At 32.0% G+C, this 1,002-nt stretch carries 2 protein-coding genes; both read left to right on the forward strand.

What is annotated here, in order from left to right; all coding sequences use genetic code 11:
• Positions 1-344, forward strand: a 344-nt coding sequence (locus tag ACI43T_RS11955) for a hypothetical protein (RefSeq protein WP_405387328.1), incomplete at its 5' end; no start/stop codon positions are given.
• 11 nt (positions 345-355) lie between these two features.
• Complete coding sequence (locus ACI43T_RS11960) at positions 356-850, forward strand: hypothetical protein (protein WP_405387330.1); 495 nt, start codon at positions 356-358, stop codon at positions 848-850.
• Positions 851-1,002 lie beyond the last annotated feature (152 nt).

The raw sequence follows: 1,002 nt of genomic DNA on the forward strand, positions 1-1,002 counted from the left end.
CGGCCGTGGGGCGTTGCGAAAAGGAACAGCAAGACCCGTGTTCGCAATTCCCGACAAGGAAAGCCGCACAAAATCAGGCGCTGATTGCGGCAGGGATTCCTATTGGGGATAGACCTATTGCACGTCGGGGTATTCAGGGTTGGGAGCAGTATATGTATAAGAATCCTAGCGGTAGGGTCGAGCCACTTATCGTATCGCATCATCCGCGTGATGCAGACCACCCTTGTCCGCATTGGCATGTTGGGCAAGCTAAAATGGCTGGAAAGGATGTTGCAACTTTTAATAATGGTGCATGGAAATATAATAATGCGGGAAAAATAACAGTTCCGCATAGTTTTAATTAGAAGGAAACTATATGTATTTTTATATTGATAAAGAGCAATGTAAATTAGAGCAACGTGAAATTCTAGAATTTTGGAAGAATAATAAGTATTTTTCCAATGCATTAGAATTGACTGAAAAGATTTTTTTAGGTGATGAAGCTTTTAATATATATGAAAACTTTTCTGATAGAGAAGATATATATAATATTGAAAAATCAGATAATTATAAGAATGATATTCTAAAATTTTTAAATAATTATTTTGATATAAATGAAATAGTATATATATTATTTGCTGGAAATTATCCTGAGAAATATCGATTTGGATTATCCGAGCAATCTTATCCAATATTTGAAATAGAATATAAGCATATATCACTTTGGATTGATTTGATAGAAGATGATAATTTTCAAACTATCTTTATATCTGATTTGAAATTTAATAAAGTTATAGAGATTTCTAATATTATTGATTGTAATCAATCCTTTGAAACATATACTGTTTCTGTAAAGCTTAGTAAGCTTTAAATACTGATTTAATAATTATGAAATTCGAAATTGGCACGCAGGAACCGAAAAAATGGAAGGAGGAAAAATTATGACTTTCAATAATGGTGCATGGAAATATAAAAAAGTAGAAGGAATGGTTTTTCAACATCGATTTAATTAAAAATTTTGGA

This window comes from Neisseria oralis (genome assembly GCF_045062685.1).
In the GTDB taxonomy this organism is placed as follows: Bacteria; Pseudomonadota; Gammaproteobacteria; order Burkholderiales; family Neisseriaceae; genus Neisseria; species Neisseria oralis.

Excerpts from the sequence above, each read along its gene's own strand:
- ACI43T_RS11960 (WP_405387330.1), top strand. The coding sequence starts at position 356 with ATGTATTTTTATATTGATAAAGAGCAATGTAAATTAGAGCAACGTGAA.